Source organism: Burkholderia sp. SR8 (assembly GCF_052851275.1).
In genome coordinates, this window is record NZ_JAULUC010000003.1 from 277,336 (window position 1) to 296,596 (window position 19,261).

The 19,261-nt window shown below is 69.5% G+C and carries 18 protein-coding genes; all 18 read left to right on the forward strand.

The genetic code is table 11. The annotated features are described in order from the left end of the window. The first annotated feature begins 3 nt into the window (after nt 1-3). The 18 genes from Q3A80_RS05445 to Q3A80_RS05530 all read left to right on the forward strand — a co-directional run bounded on the left by Q3A80_RS05445 (nt 4) and on the right by Q3A80_RS05530 (nt 19,257). Complete coding sequence (locus Q3A80_RS05445; protein WP_446328137.1) at nt 4-1,095, forward strand: NAD(P)H-dependent flavin oxidoreductase; 1,092 nt, start codon at nt 4-6, stop codon at nt 1,093-1,095. Nucleotides 1,096-1,120: 25 nt separating this feature from the next. After that, nucleotides 1,121-1,930, forward strand: a complete 810-nt coding sequence (locus Q3A80_RS05450) for an enoyl-CoA hydratase family protein (RefSeq protein ID WP_446328041.1) — start codon at nt 1,121-1,123, stop codon at nt 1,928-1,930. After that, the gene (locus Q3A80_RS05455; RefSeq protein ID WP_446328042.1) at nt 1,927-3,096 is read left to right on the forward strand and encodes an acyl-CoA dehydrogenase family protein; all 1,170 of its coding nucleotides are present in this window, start codon (nt 1,927-1,929) and stop codon (nt 3,094-3,096) included. The genes Q3A80_RS05450 and Q3A80_RS05455 overlap by 4 nt, the downstream gene beginning before the upstream one ends. Before the next feature lie 34 nt (nt 3,097-3,130). Beyond that, the gene (locus Q3A80_RS05460) at nt 3,131-4,201 is read left to right on the forward strand and encodes an acyl-CoA dehydrogenase family protein (protein ID WP_446328043.1); all 1,071 of its coding nucleotides are present in this window, start codon (nt 3,131-3,133) and stop codon (nt 4,199-4,201) included. Then, nucleotides 4,198-5,349, forward strand: coding sequence for an acetyl-CoA C-acetyltransferase (locus tag Q3A80_RS05465; RefSeq protein WP_446328044.1), 1,152 nt, complete (start codon nt 4,198-4,200; stop codon nt 5,347-5,349). The genes Q3A80_RS05460 and Q3A80_RS05465 overlap by 4 nt, the downstream gene beginning before the upstream one ends. A 47-nt stretch (nt 5,350-5,396) precedes the next feature. After that, a complete protein-coding gene (locus Q3A80_RS05470) occupies nt 5,397-6,275 on the forward strand; it encodes an SDR family oxidoreductase (RefSeq protein ID WP_446328045.1) in 879 nt (292 codons plus the stop codon). Between the two features lie 3 nt (nt 6,276-6,278). Further along, nucleotides 6,279-7,532: an acyl-CoA dehydrogenase family protein gene (locus Q3A80_RS05475; RefSeq protein ID WP_446328046.1), complete on the forward strand. Its 1,254-nt coding sequence runs from the start codon at nt 6,279-6,281 to the stop codon at nt 7,530-7,532. Beyond that, on the forward strand, nt 7,529-8,731 hold the full coding sequence (locus Q3A80_RS05480) for an acyl-CoA dehydrogenase family protein (RefSeq protein WP_446328047.1): 1,203 nt from the start codon (nt 7,529-7,531) through the stop codon (nt 8,729-8,731). Before Q3A80_RS05475 ends, Q3A80_RS05480 begins: the two co-directional genes overlap by 4 nt. Further along, nucleotides 8,728-9,528, forward strand: a complete 801-nt coding sequence (locus Q3A80_RS05485) for an SDR family oxidoreductase (protein ID WP_446328048.1) — start codon at nt 8,728-8,730, stop codon at nt 9,526-9,528. The genes Q3A80_RS05480 and Q3A80_RS05485 overlap by 4 nt, the downstream gene beginning before the upstream one ends. After that, a complete protein-coding gene (locus Q3A80_RS05490; RefSeq protein ID WP_446328138.1) occupies nt 9,528-10,013 on the forward strand; it encodes a MaoC family dehydratase in 486 nt (161 codons plus the stop codon). The genes Q3A80_RS05485 and Q3A80_RS05490 overlap by 1 nt, the downstream gene beginning before the upstream one ends. Before the next feature lie 30 nt (nt 10,014-10,043). Continuing rightward, entirely contained in the window at nt 10,044-11,249 is a 1,206-nt protein-coding gene (locus Q3A80_RS05495; protein ID WP_446328049.1) for an acetyl-CoA C-acyltransferase, read from the forward strand. Between the two features lie 157 nt (nt 11,250-11,406). Beyond that, on the forward strand, nt 11,407-12,366 hold the full coding sequence (locus Q3A80_RS05500) for a WD40/YVTN/BNR-like repeat-containing protein (RefSeq protein WP_446328050.1): 960 nt from the start codon (nt 11,407-11,409) through the stop codon (nt 12,364-12,366). 88 nt (nt 12,367-12,454) lie between these two features. Beyond that, on the forward strand, nt 12,455-14,935 hold the full coding sequence (locus tag Q3A80_RS05505; protein ID WP_446328051.1) for an efflux RND transporter permease subunit: 2,481 nt from the start codon (nt 12,455-12,457) through the stop codon (nt 14,933-14,935). A gap of 70 nt (nt 14,936-15,005) precedes the next feature. Next, nucleotides 15,006-16,085: a Rieske 2Fe-2S domain-containing protein gene (locus tag Q3A80_RS05510; RefSeq protein WP_446328052.1), complete on the forward strand. Its 1,080-nt coding sequence runs from the start codon at nt 15,006-15,008 to the stop codon at nt 16,083-16,085. A 294-nt stretch (nt 16,086-16,379) separates the two neighbouring features. Then, nucleotides 16,380-16,583, forward strand: coding sequence for a cold-shock protein (locus Q3A80_RS05515; protein WP_006751843.1), 204 nt, complete (start codon nt 16,380-16,382; stop codon nt 16,581-16,583). A 464-nt stretch (nt 16,584-17,047) separates the two neighbouring features. Beyond that, nucleotides 17,048-17,311: a translation initiation factor IF-1 gene (gene infA, locus Q3A80_RS05520; protein WP_006483034.1), complete on the forward strand. Its 264-nt coding sequence runs from the start codon at nt 17,048-17,050 to the stop codon at nt 17,309-17,311. 435 nt (nt 17,312-17,746) lie between these two features. Next, complete coding sequence (locus tag Q3A80_RS05525; RefSeq protein WP_446328053.1) at nt 17,747-19,012, forward strand: alkaline phosphatase family protein; 1,266 nt, start codon at nt 17,747-17,749, stop codon at nt 19,010-19,012. Further along, nucleotides 19,009-19,257 (forward strand): hypothetical protein, encoded by a 249-nt coding sequence (locus Q3A80_RS05530; protein ID WP_446328054.1) that lies wholly within the window; start codon nt 19,009-19,011, stop codon nt 19,255-19,257. The genes Q3A80_RS05525 and Q3A80_RS05530 overlap by 4 nt, the downstream gene beginning before the upstream one ends. Nucleotides 19,258-19,261 lie beyond the last annotated feature (4 nt).

A 19,261-nucleotide genomic window follows, 5' to 3' on the forward strand; every position in this document is an offset into this window, starting at 1 on the left:
ACGATGCATGCAACCCGGCTGCGCACGCCGTTGTGCGACCTGCTTGGCTGCCGCTACCCGATCGTGCAGACCGCGATGGGCTGGGTGGCGGACGCGCGGCTCGTCGCGGCCACCGCGAACGCGGGCGGCTTCGGTTTCCTCGCCGGCGCGACGCTCGAACCCGAACAGGTCGAGGCCGAGATCCTGAAGGTGAAGGCGCTGACCGACCAGCCGTTCGGCATCAACTTCCACATGTTTCAGAAGAATGCCGAACAGGTCGTCGATCTCGCGATCAAGCACCGGTTGCGCGCAGTCAGCTACGGCCGCGGGCCGGACGCGAAGACGATCCGCCGCTTCAAGGACGCGGGCATCGTCTGCATGCCGACCGTCGGTGCGCCGAAGCACGCGGCGAAGGCAGTTGAGCTCGGCGCGGACATCGTGACGGTGCAGGGCGCGGAAGGCGGCGGTCACACGGGCTCGGTGCCGACCACGCTGCTGCTGCCGAAGGTGCTCGACGCGGTGCGCGTGCCGGTCGTCGCGGCGGGCGGCTTCTTCGACGGACGCGGGCTCGCCGCCGCGCTCGCGTATGGCGCGGCGGGAATCGCGATGGGCACGCGCTTCCTGATGAGCGCCGAGTCGCCGGTGCCGCGCGCGACGCTGGACCGGTACGTCGCGGTCGGCGATCCGGCGCTCATCCGCGTGTCGGACGCGCTCGACGGGCTGCCGCAACGAATGATCGACAACCCGTATCTGCTGAAGCTCGAACGCTTCGGCCCGCTGCGCCGCACGCTGTTCGCGCTGAAGACGGCCGACGCGTGGCGCCGCCAGAACGGGCTGCGCACGACCGACATGCTGGGGCTCGCGCTCAAGGCGCTGCGCTCGCACGACTACACGGCGAGCCAGACGCTGATGGCGGCGAACGCGCCGTTCCTGATCCAGCGCGCGATCGTCGAGGGCCGCCCGGACGAAGGCGTGCTGCCGAGCGGCCAGGCGGCCGCGATGATCGGCGCGATCGAATCGTGCGACGCGCTGATCGCAAGGATCGTCGCGGAAGCCGGCGAGCGGCTGGATGCGCTGGCCGCGCTGCGCGGCGCGGCAGCGGCTCAGGCGGCTTGAAAAACATCACAGGGAGGCTTTCGAGATGACTGCAACCAATCAACCGAACGGCGCGACGCCGTTCCGGGTCGAGCGCGCGGACGGCATCGCCGAACTCGTGATCGCGCATCCGCCGGTAAACGCGCTCGATGCGCAGGGCTGGCATGCGCTTGCGCGTGCACTCGATGCGCTCGGCGCGGACGACGACGTGCGCGCGATCGTCGTGCGCGGCGACGGCCGCGGCTTCTGCGCGGGCGTCGACATCAAGGAGCTGGCCGCGCATCCGGAACGGATCGTGTCGGTCAACGCGGGCAACTACGAAACCTTCCGCGCGGTGCATCGCAATCCGAAGCCGGTGATCGCGGCGGTGCACGGCTTCGTGCTCGGCGGCGGGATCGGCATCTGCGGCGCGGCGGACATCGTCGTCGCGGCCGACTGCGCGCGCTTCGGCGTGCCGGAGATCGACCGCGGCGCGATGGGCGGCGGCGCGCATCTGCAACGGCTGTTCGGTGTGCAGAAGGTGCGTGCGATGTACTTCACCGGCGACATGATCGACGCGGCCGAAGCGTACCGGCTCGGCGCGCTCGAGCAGGTCGTGACGCGCGACGCGCTGCGCGGCGCGGCGCTCGCGATCGCGCGCAGGATCGCGGACAAGAGCCCGGCGATGGTGCGGCTCGCGAAGGAGGCGCTGAACGGCGTCGAGGACGGCGATCTCGAGGACAAATACCGCTGGGAGCAGGGCTTCACGCTGCAGGCATACATGACCAACGATTCGACGGAGGCGCGTGCCGCGTTCGTCGAGAAGCGCGATGCGCGGTTCGACGCGCAGGCAGCCGCCGAGGAGGCCCGCGCATGAACCTTACCTATACGCCGCAGCAACAGGCGTTCCGCGCGGAAATCCGCGAATGGCTCGCCGCGCACGTGCCGCGCGAGCGGCTGCCGAGCTTCGATACCGAGGAGGGGTTCGCCGCGCACCGCGACTGGGAGCGCACGCTGCACTCGGGCCGCTGGAGCATGGTCACGTGGCCGCGCGAGCTGGGCGGGCGCGGCTGCGACCTGATCGAGTGGCTGATCTTCGAGGAGGAGTACTGGCGTGCGGATGCACCGATGCGCGTGAACCAGAACGGCATCTTCCTGCTCGGCCCGACGCTGATGGATTTCGGCACCGATGCGCAGAAGGCGCGCTTCCTGCCCGCGATGGCCGCTGGCGAGCACGTGTGGGCGCAGGGCTGGTCGGAGCCGAACGCGGGCTCGGACATGGCCGCGATCCGCACGTCGGCGATCCGCATCGGCGACGAGTACGTGCTCAACGGCCAGAAGATCTGGTCGACTCGCGCGGTGTGGGCCGACTGGTTGTTCGGGCTGTTCCGCAGCGATCCGGAGTCGTCGCGTCACCACGGGCTCACGTTCCTGATGGTGCCGCTGTCGGCGCCGGGCATCACGGTGCGGCCGATCCGCCAGCTGAACGGGCAGACGGGTTTCGCGGAAATCTTCTTCGACGACGTGCGCGTGCCGGTCGAGAACCGTCTCGCGGCCGAAGGCGCGGGCTGGCAGGTTGCGATGGCAACGGCCGGCTTCGAGCGCGGGCTGATGCTGCGTTCGCCCGCGCGCTTCCAGCGCACCGCTCAGGCGCTGCGCGACCTGTATCTCGCGCACCGCGACAGCGCGGACCGCGACCCGACGCTGCGCGAACGCGTGGTGTCCGCATGGATGGATGCGCAGGCGTATGCGCTGTCGACCTACGCGACCGCGAGCCGGCTGCTGAAAGGCGGCCACATCGGCGCGGAGTCGAGCACGAACAAGGTGTTCTGGTCGGAGCTCGACCTGCGGATGCACCAGACCGCGCTCGACATCCTCGGCGCGCACGGCGAGGTCGTCCCGCAGACGGCCGCGCAGCACGCGACGCTCGGCCACTGGCTCGACGGCTTCCTGTTCGCGCAGGCGGGCCCGATCTACGCGGGCACCAACGAGATCCAGCGCAACATCGTCGCCGAACGGATGCTCGGCATGCCGCGCGCGTAAGCGCACGGCGATTCCCTCACTGAACGGACATCGTATGGATTTCGTATTCGATGAAGACCAGGAAGCGCTCGCGGACAGCGTGAAGCGCCTGCTGATGACCGAGATGACGCCGGAGCTGATCCGCGAGCTGTGGGCCACGCCGACCGGCCGCTCCGACGCGCTGTGGTCGCTGTTCGCGTCGCAGGGGCTGACCGCCGTGTCGGTGCCCGAAGCCCAGGGCGGCCTCGGCCTGACCGAAGTCGAATGGGCGCTGCTCGCGCAGACCTACGGCTACTTCGGCAGCCCCGAGCCGCTGCTCGACACGGCGCTCGTGTCGGCCGGCGTGCTCGCGCGGCTGCCTGCCGGCGACTGGCGCGACGCGCTGCTGCGCGACATCGCCGAAGGGCGCGCACGTGTCGCGCTCGTGCATCCGGTGAATCCGTATGCGGCCGACGTGCACGTCGCGCAGGCGCTGCTGTGCGAGCACCGCGGCGAACTGCACCGCGTCGACCCCGCGCAATGCGTGTGGCGCGCGGTCGACAGCGTCGACCCGTCGCGGCGCCTGTTCACGCTCGACTGGGAGCCGTCGGCGGCCACGCGCATCGCGAGCGCCGACGCAGCCGCGCCGCTGCTGAACCGTGCGCTCGACCACGGCGCGTTCGCGGTCGCCGCGCAGCTGCTCGGCCTCACGCAGCGCGTGCTCGACGTCGCGATCGACTACAGCGCGCAGCGCAAGCAGTTCGGCAAGGCGATCGGTTCGTACCAGGCGCTCAAGCACCTGCTCGCCGACGTCGCGATCCGCTACGAATTCGCGCGACCGGTGGTCGCGCGCGCCGCGCAGGCGCTCGCCGACGATCACCCGCAGCGCGCGGTGCTCGTGTCGCACGCGAAGCTCGCGGCGATCGCCGCCGCACAGCTGGCCGCGCGCCACACGATGCAGGTGCACGGCGCGATCGGCTACACGTGGGAGCTCGACCTGCAGATCTTCATGAAACGGATCTGGGCGCTCGCCGGCAGCTGGGGCGATACCGCGTTCCACAAGGCCCGCGTGGCCGACGCGATCCTCGGCGACGCATTGCCGATCGGCCCCGCGCAGACCTTCGATTTCGAGGAAACCCATCCATGAAACAAGCCTATATCGTCGATGCGCTGCGCACGCCGACCGGCCGCCGCAAGGGCGGGCTCGCGCACGTGCACGCGGCGGACCTCGGCGGCTTCGTGCTGAAGACGCTCGTCGAACGCAACGCGATTCCGGCCGACGACTACGACGACGTCGTGTTCGGCTGCGTCGACACGATCGGCCCGCTCGCCGGCAACATCGCGCGCACGTGCTGGCTCGCGGCCGGGCTGCCGCTGCAGGTGCCCGGTGTGACGGTCGACCGCCAGTGCGGTTCGTCGCAGCAGGCCGTGCATTTCGCCGCGCAGGCGGTGATGAGCGGCGTGCAGCACGTCGTCGTCGCGGGCGGCGTGCAGACGATGACGCAGATTCCGATCTCGTCGGCGATGACGTGCGCGGCGCCGCTCGGTTTCACCGATCCGTTCTCGGGCAGCACCGGCTGGCGCGCGCGCTTCGGCGACGCGCCGGTGTCGCAGTTCGTCGCCGCACAGCGGATCGCCGATCGCTGGAACCTGTCGCGCGACGCGATGGAGCGCTATGCGCTGGAGAGCCATCGCCGCGCAATCGCGGCGATCGAAGCCGGCCATTTCAAGCGGGAAATCGTGCCGTTCGAAGGCGTGATGCACGACGAGACGCCGCGTCCCGACACGTCGCTCGAAAAGATGGCGACGCTCGAACCGCTCGCGCCCGGCGGCTCGCTGACGGCCGCCGTCGCGAGCCAGACCTGCGATGCGGCCGCGGCGCTGCTGATCGTGTCGGAGGAGGCGCTGAAGCGCTACGGCCTCACGCCGCGTGCGCGGATCCATCACCTGAGCGTGCTCGGCGACGATCCGCTGTGGATGCTCACGGCGCCGATTCCCGCGACCAGGGCCGCGCTGAAAAAGAGCGGGCTCGATTGGGCGCAGATCGACGTCGTCGAGCTGAACGAGGCGTTCGCATCGGTCGCGCAGGCATGGCTCGCCGATACGCGCTTTCCGCACGAGAAGACCAACCCGAACGGCGGCGCGATCGCGCTCGGTCATCCGCTCGGCGCGACCGGCGCGCGGCTGATGACGACGCTGCTGCACGAGCTGGAGCGCACCGGCGGCCGTTACGGACTGCAGACGATGTGCGAAGGCGGCGGGCTCGCGAACGTCACGATCATCGAGCGCCTGTGAGCGCGTCATGGTCGATTTCACGATCTCTCGATTCAAGAGGCACCAGCATGGGAATCTGTAACGGACGCACCGTTATCATCACCGGCGCGGGCGGCGGGCTCGGGCGCGAGTACGCGCGCGCGTTCGCGGCCGAAGGCGCGGCGGTCGTCGTCAACGACATCCGGCACGACGCCGCGCAGGCGGTGTGCGACGAGATCGCGCAGCGCGGCGGCCGTGCGCTCGCGAACGCCGACGACATCACGACGCTCGACACGGCGCAGCGGATCGTCGATGCGGCACGCGACGCATTCGGCGACGTGCACGTGCTCGTCAACAATGCGGGCATCTGCCGCGACAAGATGTTCACCAGCATGACGGAGACCGACTGGGACGACGTGATGCGCGTGCATCTGCGCGGCCACTTCTGCCTGTCGAACGTGCTCGCACGCGTATGGCGCGATGCCGCGAAGGCCGGCAACCCGGTCGATGCGCGCATCGTCAACACGAGTTCGGGCGCCGGGCTGCAAGGCTCGATCGGCCAGTCGAACTACGGCGCGGCGAAGGCCGGCATCGCGGCGCTCACGCTGATGCAGGCGGTCGAGCTGCAGCGCTACGGCGTACGCGTGAACGCGCTCGCGCCGGCCGCGCGCACGTCGATGACCGAAGGCGTGTTCGCCGACATGATGAAGAAGCCCGACGACGGCGGCTTCGACTATTTCGATCCGGCCAACGTCGCGCCGCTGGTGGTGTGGCTCGGCAGCGCGCTGTCGGCCGACGTGACCGGCCAGGTGTTCGAGGTCGCGGGCGGGATGATCGCGGTCGCCGAAGGCTGGCGCACCGGCCCGCGCGTCGATCGCGGCGCGCGCTGGGCGCCGGCCGACGTCGGCCCGGCGGTCGCGCAGTTGCTCGCCGACGCACGGCCCGCGCAGCGCGTGTACGGGAGCTGACACATGGATCTGACGCTCACCGACGAACAGGCGATGATCCGCGACGCGGCGGCCGACGTGCTCGCCGAACGCAGCGCATCCGCCGACGTGCGCCGCGCGATCGAGCAATCGGCCGGCCGCGACGACGCGCTGTGGGCCGCGCTCTCGGGCGAGCTCGGCTGGAACGCGCTGTCGCTGCCGGAGGCGGCGGGCGGGATGGGGCTCGGCGCGGTCGAGCAGACGCTGCTGATGGAGCAGCTCGGCCGGCGGGTTGCGTGCGTGCCGTATTTTTCGACGGCGTGCGTCGCCGCAACGGCGCTGGCCGGGTGCGCCGATACGGCCGCCGCGACCGGCTGGCTCGCGAAGATCGCCGAAGGCGCGTGCAGCGCGACGCTGGCGCTGCCGTTCGAGTTGCCGACAGGGGCCCGCCAACTGCCCATCGTCGCGGAAGAAGCCGCAGGCGGTTACGCACTGTCCGGCACGATCGAACAGGTGATCGACGGCGCGCGTGCCGACCTGCTGCTGATCCCGGCGCGGATCGCGAACGAAGGGCAGGCGATCGGGTTGTTTGCAATCGGCGTCGCGACGGCGGCCGGCCTGAGCGTGACGCCGCTCGACACGCTCGATGCGACGCGGCCGATTGCGCGTGTCACGCTCGACGAAAGCCGCGTGAGCCGCGACGCATTGTTCGCTGTCGGCGCCGTTGCCGCGCAGGTGCTCGAACGCACCGCATGGTTCGCGACGCTCACGCTGGCCGCCGAACAGCTCGGCGGCGCACAGCAATGTCTCGACCTCACGCTCGACTACACCGGCCAGCGTGTGCAGTTCGGCCGCGCGATCGCGTCGTTCCAGGCGGTCAAGCATCGCTGCGCACAGATGATGGTCCTGATCGAATCCGCGCGTTCGGCCGTGCTCGGCGCCGCGCATGCGTGGGACGCGGAAGCCGGCAACGGGGCGCCCGGCGCCGCACTGTGTGCCGACGTCGCGGCCGCGAAGGCCGCTGCCAACGATGCGTATGCGTTCTGCGCGCAGGAAGCGATCCAGCTGCACGGCGGCGTCGGCTTCACGTGGGAATACGACCCGCATCTCTATTTCAAGCGCGCGCAGGCGTCGGGCGCGCAGTTCGGCACGACGCCGCAACTGCTCGAATGGATCGCATGCCATGCAATCGACGGCGGCACGTCGCAGCGCGACGCGGTGCGCTCGCCGCCGTCGTCGTTGCCGTCCGTGCCGATGGCAACGCGTCCGTCCGCCGCGCGTACAGGAGCGCTCCAATGAACAGCGATACGCGCGAACAGCAATTGCGGCACGAAGTCGCCGACTGGGTGCAGTCGCATCTGACCGGCGAATTCGCGTGCCTGAAATACCGCGGCGGCCCCGGCGACGAGGAAGCGTTCCCGGAACGGCGCAAGGCGTGGGAGCGGGAACTGGCGCGAGGCGGCTGGACCGGCCTCGGCTGGCCGACGAACGCGGGCGGCCGCGGCTTCTCGGTCGCCGAACAGGTGATCTTCCACGAGGAATACGCGCGCGCCGGCGGCCCCGGCCGGATGGGTCATATCGGCGAAGGGCTGCTCGGGCCGACGCTCGTTGCCTGCGGCACCGACGACCAGCGTGCGCGCTTCCTGCCGGGCATTCTCGCCGGCACGCAGTTCTGGTGTCAGGGCTACTCGGAACCCGGCGCGGGTTCCGATCTCGCGAACGTGCGCACGCGCGCGGAGCAGGGTGCCGACGGGACGTGGCGGGTATATGGCCAGAAGGTATGGACGTCGCTCGCGCACGATTCGGACTGGATCTTCGTGCTCGCGCGCACCGATCCGGCATCGAAGGGCAACAAGGGGCTGTCGTTCCTGCTGATGCCGCTCGACCAGCCGGGCATCGAGATCCGCCCGATCAAACAGCTCAACGGCGGCGCCGAATTCAACGAAGTGTTCTTCGACGGCGCGTGCGCGGCGGCACGCGACCTCGTCGGCGCGGCGGGCGACGGCTGGCGGATCGCGATGACGCTGCTCGGATTCGAGCGCGGGATGTCGACGCTCGGCCAGCAGATGCAGTTCGTCCGCGAACTCGAATGGGTGATCGACGCCGCGCGCGAATCGGGCGCCGCTCGCGACCCGGTGCTGCGCCAACGGATCGGCCGCGCATGGGCCGGGCTGCGCGCGATGCGCTACAACGCGCTGCGGATGCTGTCCGGCGCCGACGACGCGAACGGCGGCGCCACCGCACCGCTGCGCCGCGAAGCGCTGATCTACAAGTACTACTGGTCGAACTGGCACCGCGACCTCGGCCAGCTCGCGATGGATGCACTCGGGCCGCGCGCGAACGTGCTCGATCCGGCCGACGACAAGCTCACCCATCTGCAGCGCGTGTTCCTGTTCTCCCGTGCGGACACGATCTACGCGGGCACCAACGAAATCCAGCTGAACATCATGGCCGAGCGCGGGCTCGGCATGCCCAGAGAACCGCGAGGAAACGCATGACCGAACCCCAGATCCGCAAAGCCCCGGCGTACGTGCCGGGCCACCAGCTGCTCGCCGGCAAGTCGGTGCTGATCACGGCCGCCGCCGGCGCCGGCATCGGCTTCGCGGCCGCGCGCCGGTGCGCGGAGGAAGGCTGCCGCGCGCTGTTCGTCTCCGACATTCACGAGAAGCGCCTCGAACAGGCGGTAGAGACGCTGCGCGCCGAGACCGGGCTGCAGCAGGTCTACGGCCGCCTGTGCAACGTCGCGGTGGAAGACGACGTGCAGGCACTCGTCGCCGACGCGCAGGACAAGCTCGACGGCGTCGACGTGTTGATCAACAACGCCGGGCTCGGCGGCGCCAGACGCATCGTCGAAATGGACGATGCCGAATGGTCGCGGGTGATCGACATTAGCCTTACCGGGACGTTCCGGATGACGCGCGCGATGCTGCCGCACATGCAGGCCCGCGGCCGCGGCGCGATCGTCAACAACGCATCGGTGCTCGGCTGGCGCGCGCAGGCGGAACAGGCGCACTACGCGGCGGCGAAGGCCGGCGTGATGGCGCTCACGCGCTGCGCGGCGCTCGAGGCGTCGCCGTACGGCGTGCGCATCAACGCGGTCGCGCCGAGCATCGCGATGCACGATTTTCTGAAGAAGTCGGCTCCGGCCGACCTGCTGAATCAACTGGCGTCGCGCGAAGCTTTCGGGCGCGCCGCCGAAGTCTGGGAGGTCGCGAACGTGATGGTGTTCCTTGCAAGCGATTACGCGTCGTACATGACGGGCGAAGTGCTGTCGGTCAGCAGCCAGCACGCATGATGGCGACGACCCTCGACCCCGTGCGCGCGGCGCCCCGAGTGTTCGCGCATCCCGGCGAACTCGCGGCGGCCGTCGGCGACACGCTCGGCGCGAGCGACTGGCTCGCGATCGACCAGACCCGCATCGACCGTTTCGCGGACGCGACCGGCGATCACCAGTGGGTGCACGTCGATCCGCAGCGCGCGAAGGACGGCCCGTTCGGCGCGTGCATCGCGCACGGCTACCTGACGCTGTCGCTCGTCAATCATTTCCTGCCGCAGATCGTGCGGATCGACGGCGCGCGGCTCGGCGTGAACTACGGCTGCGACCGGATCCGCTTCCCGGCGCCGGTGAGGGTCGGCGCCCGCGTGCGCGGCGTCGGCGAGCTGCTGCGCGTCGAGCCGCTCGACGGCGGCGTGCAGGCTTGGATCCGCGTGACCGTCGAGATCGAAGGCGACGCGCGGCCGGGCTGCGTCGCCGACACGATCAGCCGCTACACCTTCTAGTTTCCGATTTCCGATTCAGAGAGCCAGCCCATGGAAGACGCAGTCATCGTTTCCGTCGCCCGCACGCCGATCGGCAAGGCGTTTCGCGGCATGTTCAACGACACCGAGGCGCCCGCGCTGGGCGGGCACGTCGTGCGCACCGCGCTGGAGCGCGCGGGCATCGCGCCCGCCGACGTCGACGACGTGCTGATCGGCTGCGCCGCGCAGCAGGGCACGCAGGGCTACAACATCGGCCGCCTGTCGGCCGCGGCGGCCGGGCTGCCGGCGTCGGTGCCGGGAATGGCGATCGACCGGATGTGCTCGTCGGGGCTGATGTCGATTGCAAGTGCCGCGCGCAGCATCGGCGCGGGCGACGCGCGGATCGTCGTCGCGGGCGGCGTCGAATCGATCTCGCTCACGCAGAACAAGCACAAGAACGGCTACCGCGCACGTTCGCAGGCCGTGCTCGACCATCAGCCGGCCGCGTACATGGCGATGATGGAAACGGCCGAGATCGTGTCGCGCCGCTACGGCATCTCCCGCGCGGCGCAGGACGAGTTTGCGCTGCAGAGCCACCGGCGCACGGCCGACGCACAGGCGGCCGGCCGCTTCGACGCGGAAATCGCGCCGCTCGACGTGCGCCGCGCGCTGTTCGACAGGGAAGGCAACCCGAGCGGCCACGAACACGTGCACGCGGCCCGCGACGAAGGCGTGCGCGCCGATACGACGGCCGAACGGCTCGCGGGGCTCAAGCCGTCGTGGAGCGGCGGCAAGGTCGTCGAGCACGGCGAGTTCGTGACGGCCGGCAACGCATCGCAGCTGTCGGACGGCGCGGCGGCCGTGGTCGTGATGTCGCGGGCCGAGGCCGAGCGCCGCGGGCTTGCGCCGATCGGCACGTTCCGCGGCCTGGCCGTGGCCGGCTGCGAGCCGGACGAGATGGGCATCGGCCCGGTGTTCGCGATTCCGAAGCTGCTCGCGCGCTTCGGGATGACCGTGCGCGACGTCGGGCTGTGGGAGCTGAACGAGGCATTCGCGTGCCAGGCGCTGTATTGCCGCGACACGCTCGGCATCCCGGACGAGCGGCTGAACGTCGACGGCGGCGCGATCGCGCTCGGCCATCCGTTCGGCATGTCGGGCACGCGGATGACGATGCACGCACTGCTCGAGGGCGCGCGCCGCGGCGTGCGGCATGCGGTCGTGACGATGTGCATCGGCGGCGGGATGGGTGCCGCCGCGCTGTTCGAAGTCGGCGCTTGATGACACGCGTCAACGCGGCAGGACCGGGCACCGGTTCAGCCGTTGCGCATTCGGCACCATGCGAGGCCGCGGCGACGACCGACGGCCCGGAGACTGGCAGCGGCGTGGCACGCGTGGTGGCGCGGGTCACGCCGGTCGCAGAGAAGGAGACAAACCGATGAAACGTACTTTGCCAGGACTCGCGATGTCGGCGCTCGTGCTCGGCGCCGCGCTGTTCGCGTTCTCGCCGCGCCCGCTGCCGGCGTTCCCGGCCACCGCGATCCATGCCGACCGCCTGCAGATCAACGGGCTCGCCCGGGCCGGCACGCGCATCGTCGCGGTCGGCGAGCGCGGCGTGATCCTGTTGAGCGACGACGCGGGCAGCCACTGGCGGCCGGCGTCGGTCACGCCCGACAACGGCTCGACGCTGACGCAGGTGAGCTTCGTCACGCCGACGCTCGGAATCGCGGTCGGCCACGACGGCCGGATCGTGCGCAGCGACGACGCGGGCGTGCACTGGCGCGAGGTCCATCTCGACCGTACGCATTCCGATCCGCTGCTGTCGGTGTGGGGGAGCGCGCACGGCCCGCTGTTCGCGGCCGGCAGCTTCGGCCAGCTGCTGCGCTCGGACGATGCGGGCCTCACGTGGCAGCCGCTGAAGACGCCGGCCGGCGACCGCCACCTGAACGCGATCGTCGGCGACGGCCGCGGCAGCCTGCTGATCGCGGGCGAAAGCGGCACGCTGCTGCGCTCGACCGACGACGGCGCGACGTGGGACAAGCTGCCGTCGCCGTACGCAGGCTCGCTGTTCGGCGCGCTGATGCTCGCGAACGGCGACTGGATCGCATACGGGATGCGCGGCAACGTGCTGCGCAGCACCGATCGCGGCGCGACCTGGACGCACGTCGACAGTCACGTGCCGGTGTCGTACTTCGGCGCGACGCAGCTGGCCGACGGCGAGCTCGTGCTGGTCGGGCAGGGCGGCGCGATCGTCGCGTCGCGCGACGGCGGGCTGACGTTCGACGTGCGCAAGCTCGGCGGTGTGCAGAGCCTCGCGGCGGTGCTCGACATGGGCCGCGGCGGGCTGCTGCTCGGCGGCGAGGCCGGCGTCGCGCCGCTTGCCGCATCGCCGTCCTGATGCGCGGCGGCCGGCGGCCGTGGCCGCCGCCCGCATCGTCCGCCTCCGTCCGCACCGCCTGTTCCGTCCGTTCCGACCCGAGACATCCATGAACGACCTGTCACGCCCCACCGAAGCCGTTCCCGCATCGCGCCTCGCCGCGTTCGTCGAGCGCTGCGCCGACACGATCATCCGGCGGCGCCGGCTGCTGATGCTGCTGTGCGTCGCGGTGACGCTCGCGCTCGGCCTGTCCGCGACGCGCGTGAAGCTCGATCCGGGCTTCAACAAGATGATCCCGATGCAGCACCCGTACATGCAGGTGTTCGAGCGCTACGCGGGCGCGTTCCCCGGCGCGAACACGATTCTCGTCAGCCTGCGCTGGAACGGCGACGGCGACATCTACAACCAGACCTTCATGGACGCGCTGCGCCATGCGACCGACGACGTGTTCTTCATCCCCGGCGTGAATCGCTCGCGCGTGTTTTCGCTGTTCACGCCGAACGTCCACTACACCGAGGTGACGGAAGCCGGCTTTCGCGGCGACGTGGTCGTGCCCGGTCAGTTCTCGAGCGCGAACCCGGACGATCTCGGGAAAGTGCGCCGCAACGTCGCGCGCTCCGGACAGATCGGGCGGCTGGTCGGCAACGACCTGAAGTCGGCGCTGATCCGCGCGGAGCTGCGCGAGACCGATCCGGCGACCGGCAAGCGGCTCGACTACAGCGCGGTCGCGCGCCAGCTCGAAGAGATTCGTGCGCGCTACGCGAAGCAGGGCATCGACGTGAACATCATCGGCTTCGCGAAGCTGGTCGGCGACGTCGAGGCCGGCATCGCCGGCGTGATGGCGTTCTTCGCGCTCGCATTCTTCGTGACGGCCGCGCTGCTGTTCGGCTATACGCGCTCGCTGAAGACCACCGTGCTCGCGCTCGTCGTCGCGCTGCTGCCGGTCGTGTGGCTGCTCGGCGCGCTGCCGCTGCTCGGGCTCGGCATCGATCCGATGTCGATCCTCGTGCCGTTCCTGATCTTCTCGATCGGCGTGTCGCACGCGGTGCAGATGACCAATGCGTGGAAACAGGCGCTGGTGCGCGGCGCGTCGCCGGCCGACGCCGCACGCGACGCGTTCCGCAAGCTGTTCGTGCCGGGCACGGTCGCGCTGCTGACCAACGCGCTCGGCTTCATGGTGATCATGCGAATCAGGATCGACATCGTGCGCGAGCTCGGGATCACCGCATGCCTCGGCGTGCTGCTGATGATCGTCACCAACAAGGTGTTCCTGCCGATCCTGCTGTCGTACACGCGGCTCGAGCGCGGCACGCTGGCGCGCGCGCAGCGCACCGCGGCGGCCGGCGGCAGCCGGATGTGGTCGCGCTTCGCGCTGTTCGCGCGGCCGGCGCCGGCGCTCGGCGTGTGCGCGGTGGCGCTCGCGCTGCTCGCGTACGGCACGCTCGAATCGCGCCGGCTGGAGATCGGCGACATCGGCACCGGCGCGCCGGAGTTGCGCGCGAACTCGCGCTACAACGTCGACAACGCGGCGATCACGCACCAGTACAACATCGGCGTCGACGTGCTGTCGGTGATCGTCGAGACGACCGGCTTCGACGACGCATGCCTGCATTACCCGGTGATGAGCGCGATCGAGCAGTTCGAGATGACGATGCGCGGCGTGGCCGGCGTGCAGTCGGTGACGAGCGTCGCGTCGCAGGGCAAGGTGTTCATCGCCGCCTTCAACGAAGGCAATCCGCGCTGGGCCGCGCTGCCGCGCTCCAGCGACGGGCTCACGCAGGGATCCAACGCGTTCGACCCGGACAACGGGATGAACACCGCGAACTGCAAGGCGATCCAGGTGCTGATCTACACGAAGAACCACGAAGGCACGACGATCGCGCACATCGTCGACGAGATCAGGCGCTATGCGGCCGAGCACCCGACGCCGAACGTCGCGTTCCGGCTCGCCGGCGGCAACGTCGGCGTGATGGCCGCGACCAACGAGGCGGTCGGCGACGCGGAGATCGCGATGCTGCTGTCGATCTTCGGTGCGATCGCGCTGCTCTGTGCGGTCACGTTCCGGTCGTGGCGCGCGGTGCTGTGCATCATCGTGCCGCTCACGCTGGTGTCGATCCTGTGCAACGCGGTGATGGCGCGGCTCGGCATCGGGCTGAAGGTCGCGACGCTGCCGGTGATCACGCTCGGCGTCGGGGTCGGCGTCGACTACGGGATCTATCTGTACGAACGGCTGCAGCACGACCTGCGCCACGGCGCGACGCTGCCCGACGCCTTCGCCGACGCGATGCGCCAGCGCGGCACCGCGGCGCTGTTCACGGCCGTCACGATGTTCATCGGCGTCGGCACGTGGGCGTTCTCCGCGCTGAAGTTCCAGGTCGACATGGGCGTGCTGCTCGCGTTCATGTTCCTCGTGAACCTGTTCGGCGCGGTGTTCCTGCTGCCCGCGCTGGCCGCATGGCTCGGCGTCGAGCGTGCCGAGCGCCGCGTGGCGCGTGAGCCGCAGCCGGCGTCGCCGCAGTCGGCCGCGCCGGCGTCCGCATCGGCGCTGAAGCCGGCGCGCGCGCTCGAACCCGGCAATCCGGTGCGCTGAGCGCCGCAACCATCCCGTTACCCCGGTGCGCGGCGGGCCGCCGCGCGTTCGTCAAGAGGAGTCAACCCACATGTCCGCACGCCCCTACAAGATCGAAGCCCAGCCGCTCGCGCAGCGCTATGCGCGCGGCTGGCACTGCCTCGGGCTCGCCCGCGACTACAAGGACGGCAAGCCGCATACGCTGAACATCTTCGGCCGCAAGCTCGCCGCGTTCGCCGATTCGGCCGGCAAGGTCAACATCGTCGACGCATACTGCCCGCATATGGGCGCCGACCTGAGCCTCGGCACGGTCCAGGCAGACAACCTCGTGTGCCCGTTCCACGGCTGGGCGTGGAACGGCGAAGGGCAGTGCGCATCGATCCCGTATTGCAAGCGCATTCCGCCGAAGGCACGCATCGGCGCGTGGCCGACCTGCGAGGAGAACAACCTGCTGTTCGTGTGGAACGACCCGGAAGGCAATGCGCCGCCGCCGGAAGTCGCGATTCCGCGCCTCGACGTGTGCTTCTCCGACGAATGGTCGGACTGGGTCGTCGACAAGATGGTGATCCACGCGAACTGCCGCGAACTGGTCGACAACATCTCCGACGTCGCGCACTTCGCGACCGTGCACCGCGCGCCGATCGACTATTTCGCGAACCTGTTCGAGGACCACAAGGCGACGCAGCTGATGGTCGGGCGCAGCGAAAAGCTGGGCGGCGACGCGCTGACCGCGCTGTCGACGTATTTCGGGCCGGCCGTGCACATCACGCGGATGACGGGGCAGAGCAACGGCCAGCCGATCCATTCGGTGCTGCTGAACTGTCACGTGCCGATCGACATGAACAGCTTCGAGCTGCGCTACGGCGTGATCGTGAAGAAGGTGGCGGGCTTGAGCGACGAGCAGAACATGGAGATCGCGAACGCGTATGTGAAGGAAGCGCAGCGCGCGTTCTACGAGGACGTCGACATCTGGCACAGCAAGACGCGGATCGACAACCCGCTGCTGTGCGAAGGCGACGGGCCGCTGTACCAGATGCGCGACTGGTATTCGCAGTTCTATCTGGACGCGGCCGACGTGCGGCCGTCGAGCGTCGCGCGCAAGGCGTTCGAGATGACGATCCGCGATGGCGCGACACCGCCGCCGCTGCATCACGTGTTCGAACCGCAGTAACGAACGAACGCCGCTGCCGGCCGAAAAAGGGGGGACGTATCGCTGCGCCCCCGTCCGGCCGCAGAAGCCCGCCGCACAAGGCGCGCGCGCTGCCGCGCGCCTGCGTCGCACCGAAAGAGCTTGACGGATCGGCCGGTACCGCGTAGTGTCCGAGACCGAAGTCTTCAAGAAGTCCGATTGCTCATCATTGGCCGCATGCCACGCCGTGCGGCAGTCGTTGGTCTCTCCCTCTTTGATTCTTTCTGTGCCCGCCACGGGCGCATGTTCATTTTCATTCGTATTAAGGAAGTATTTGTGGATACCGGTACCGTCAAGTGGTTCAACGAAACCAAGGGCTTTGGTTTCATCTCCCCGGACAACGGCGGCGACGATCTGTTCGCCCATTTCTCGGAAATTCGCGGCACGGGTTTCAAGACCCTGGCCGAAGGCCAGAAGGTCAGCTACGAAGTGAAGCGTGGCCCGAAGGGTCTGCAAGCGTCGAACATCACGCCGCAGTAAGCCGCGTCGGCACCGGCCGCCGATCGGCGGTCGCTGCCTTGTGGATCTCGCGCGGATGCCGGCCCTGGCCGGCGTCCCGCGCGTTTCGACGCACACGACCGATGCATCGCGGTCGTCACGATGCATCGGTCGTGTGCTTCCCTCATCCATCGCAAGTCCGTACGACCTGCGATTCAACGCCCTCGCGATGCGCTCGCCGCGTCGCCAGCGGCCCATGCTGCAACCCGAGTGACCGTCGCCATGCCGCACGCGGCGCGGTCCCGATTGTGCGCGGTGCCGATCGCACCGCCGCTGCCACCGACCGCCCGACCGCCGCATTGCGCCGGGCCCCGATTGCAGGACGGGCGCGTTGCCCGTCCGAACGAATGGATTCCCGGCATCGCGCCGGCCGCCGTCCCGTTGCCGGGCACGGCGCCGGCGAGCTCGCCGCGGCCGCGGTCATCACCTTGTCTGGAGGAATTGGTTTGGCAAAAGAAGAACTGCTGGAACTGGACGGAATCGTCGACGAAGTGCTGCCGGACAGCAAATACCGTGTCACGCTGGAAAACGGCGTGGTGGTCGGCGCGTACGCGTCGGGCCGCATGCGCAAGAACCACATCCGCATTCTCGCGGGTGACCGTGTGACGCTCGAACTGTCGGTGTACGACCTGACGAAGGGCCGCATCAACTTCCGTCACAAGGACGCAAACTCGCCGCGTCCGCCGCGCAGCGGGCAACCGCGCCGCTAAGCCGTCACGATCGGGCGCGCCACGCGCTTCGATCGAAAACCGTCCGGCCTCGTCATGCGGCCGGGCATACCGGATGGGCGGCGCAGTTCGCGCCGTTCGTCGGTCGCCGGCGGCGGAGCAGTGCCGCGGTGGCCAGGGTCGACAACGTCGCATCGTTTAGACCGCATCGCCCGATCCCCATCTTAATTTCCCCGCACTCGTTTCGTTGATGCGCTGCGCATCGCCTCGATACGCTACATCGGCCGTCGATTGAATACCGACGCATTGCCGCACGTTGCATGCGGCTTTACGTGCGGGCCGGCGTAGCCGTACACTCGTCGGCAATTCGCGGGACGCCTGCGCTGCAGCGCCTTTCCTTTCAGTCGCTTTCAGCTGCGTTCGCTGCCGCCGCGATCGTGCCAGCCGGACATTCGTCGCGCGACGCCAGGAGGCGCCATGAGTGCAGACGCAGCCCCCGCATCTTCGTCAGTTCCCGCAGCGCCGCCGGTTCAGGACCGCATCAAGCACGTTTTCGTGCTGATGCTCGAGAACCGTTCGTTCGATCATCTGTTCGCGCTGTCGGGCATCGCGAACATCACCGCCGCGTCGCCGGGCGACAGCAACGCGTACGGCGGCACCGTCTATCCGTTCGGCGGCGGCGCGCCCGACCGGATGCCGACCGATCCCTGTCACGAATTCACCGACGTGGTCGAGCAGTTGTGCGGCGCCGGTGTGCCGTTCGTGAAAGGGCGGCCCTATCCGAGCGTCGACAATTCGGGATTCGTGTCGAACTATGCGACGTCGCATTCGGAAGGCACGCCGCCGCAGGCAGGCACCATCGGCACGATCATGCAGGGCGCCGACATCCGCACGCAGGCGCCGTCGCTGTACGCGCTCGCGAACGCGTTCGTGCTGTGCGACCGCTGGCATGCGTCGATGCCGGGGCCGACCTGGCCGAACCGGTTTTTCCTGCACGGTGCGTCGTCGGCCGGGCTCGATCATTCGCCGACCAAGGAAGAAATGGCCGGATGGGATGCGTTCGACGGCTTCCGCTATCCGAACGGATCGATCTTCGCCGCGCTCGGCGACGACAACTGGCGCATCTACCAGGACCAGTCGGGCGATCCGCTCGGCCACGTGCCGCAGGTCGCGTCGCTGAAGGGCGTGAGCTTCTTCGACGTCGACGACCTGGCGCACTTCGAAGCCGATCTCGCGGCCGGCTATACCGCGCGCTACACGTTCATCGAGCCGGGATATGGCGACATCGTGCACGGCACCTATCGGAACGGCAGCTCGCATCATCCGATGGACGGCCTCGCCGGCGGCGACCAGCTCGCCGCACGCGTGTACGACACGATTCGCAATTCGCCGGTGTGGGACAGCAGCCTGCTCGTGATCGTCTACGACGAGCACGGCGGGTTCTACGATTCGGTCAGGCCCGGTGCGGCGCCGCCGCCGAACGACGGCGCGGCCGCGGCGCTGAACGCGAGCGGATTCGCGTTCGACGTCCATGGAGTGCGCGTGCCGGCGATCGTCGTGTCGCCGTGGGTTGCCGCGGCGCATGTCGACCACACGCCGTACGATCACAGCTCGGTGGTCGCGACGCTCGGGCGGTTGTTCGGTTTTGCGCCGCTCACCGACCGCGATCGCGCGGCGAACGACCTGCTGTCGCTCGTCACCGCCACGTGCCGCACCGACTGCCCCGCGAGGATCGGATCATGACGACGCCCCCGGTTGCGGACCCGCGCGACGCGCTGCCCGTGCGCGACGGCACGAGCCTGATCGCGTATCTGCACATTCTGAAGAAGGCGCACGCGGCGCTGGTCGGCCACGACGAGGCCCATCGGCGTTTCAGCGAGATCGTCACGCGCGGACAGGCGCGGCAGTACATCGAGGAACTGATACCGGCGCTGAAGCAGGCGCGGGAAACGCATCGGCGGCGCAGACATGGCGGCAAGCATCGGTGACGGA

Excerpts from the sequence above, each read along its gene's own strand:
- Q3A80_RS05505 (WP_446328051.1), top strand. The coding sequence starts at position 12,455 with ATGAACGACCTGTCACGCCCCACCGAAGCCGTTCCCGCATCGCGCCTC.
- Q3A80_RS05495 (WP_446328049.1), top strand. The coding sequence starts at position 10,044 with ATGGAAGACGCAGTCATCGTTTCCGTCGCCCGCACGCCGATCGGCAAG.
- Q3A80_RS05525 (WP_446328053.1), top strand. The coding sequence starts at position 17,747 with ATGAGTGCAGACGCAGCCCCCGCATCTTCGTCAGTTCCCGCAGCGCCG.
- Q3A80_RS05480 (WP_446328047.1), top strand. The coding sequence starts at position 7,529 with ATGAACAGCGATACGCGCGAACAGCAATTGCGGCACGAAGTCGCCGAC.
- Q3A80_RS05445 (WP_446328137.1), top strand. The coding sequence starts at position 4 with ATGCATGCAACCCGGCTGCGCACGCCGTTGTGCGACCTGCTTGGCTGC.
- Q3A80_RS05490 (WP_446328138.1), top strand. The coding sequence starts at position 9,528 with ATGGCGACGACCCTCGACCCCGTGCGCGCGGCGCCCCGAGTGTTCGCG.
- Q3A80_RS05475 (WP_446328046.1), top strand. The coding sequence starts at position 6,279 with ATGGATCTGACGCTCACCGACGAACAGGCGATGATCCGCGACGCGGCG.
- Q3A80_RS05485 (WP_446328048.1), top strand. The coding sequence starts at position 8,728 with ATGACCGAACCCCAGATCCGCAAAGCCCCGGCGTACGTGCCGGGCCAC.
- Q3A80_RS05470 (WP_446328045.1), top strand. The coding sequence starts at position 5,397 with ATGGGAATCTGTAACGGACGCACCGTTATCATCACCGGCGCGGGCGGC.
- Q3A80_RS05510 (WP_446328052.1), top strand. The coding sequence starts at position 15,006 with ATGTCCGCACGCCCCTACAAGATCGAAGCCCAGCCGCTCGCGCAGCGC.
- Q3A80_RS05460 (WP_446328043.1), top strand. The coding sequence starts at position 3,131 with ATGGATTTCGTATTCGATGAAGACCAGGAAGCGCTCGCGGACAGCGTG.
- Q3A80_RS05465 (WP_446328044.1), top strand. The coding sequence starts at position 4,198 with ATGAAACAAGCCTATATCGTCGATGCGCTGCGCACGCCGACCGGCCGC.
- Q3A80_RS05450 (WP_446328041.1), top strand. The coding sequence starts at position 1,121 with ATGACTGCAACCAATCAACCGAACGGCGCGACGCCGTTCCGGGTCGAG.
- Q3A80_RS05455 (WP_446328042.1), top strand. The coding sequence starts at position 1,927 with ATGAACCTTACCTATACGCCGCAGCAACAGGCGTTCCGCGCGGAAATC.
- Q3A80_RS05530 (WP_446328054.1), top strand. The coding sequence starts at position 19,009 with ATGACGACGCCCCCGGTTGCGGACCCGCGCGACGCGCTGCCCGTGCGC.
- Q3A80_RS05500 (WP_446328050.1), top strand. The coding sequence starts at position 11,407 with ATGAAACGTACTTTGCCAGGACTCGCGATGTCGGCGCTCGTGCTCGGC.